Source organism: Clavibacter lycopersici, from assembly GCF_003576405.1.
GTDB classification, from domain to species: Bacteria; Actinomycetota; Actinomycetes; order Actinomycetales; family Microbacteriaceae; genus Clavibacter; species Clavibacter lycopersici.
Window position 1 is genome coordinate 1 of the sequence record NZ_QWGT01000613.1, and the last position, 277, is coordinate 277.

Below are 277 nucleotides of genomic sequence, written 5' to 3' on the forward strand. Positions count from 1 at the left end.
CGGAGGCGAGCACGCGCACGGCGGCCTGCGCGAGCGTCACGGCCCAGCGGCCCGCCCACGCGCCGCCGGGGAGCTCGAGGACCTCGGGGATCGCGTCGACCGCGACGCGACCGGATCCGTCGACCGCGGCCGCGAGGCCCTCGGGCGCGTAGCCGTCGATGGGCGGCAGGACGGACCGCTCGACGTCGACGGGATCCGAGGCCGCCGCGGTCGCTGCCTCGGCGGGCGTCTCGTCGGCCTCGGCCGCCGCCCGCGCCGCGAGGTGCGCCTTCTCCAC

1 pseudogene is annotated in these 277 nt (G+C 80.1%); it reads right to left on the minus strand.

Annotated features, from left to right (window positions below):
- A pseudogene (locus DZG00_RS16800) lies at positions 1–277 on the minus strand (primosomal protein N'); the annotation flags it as partial.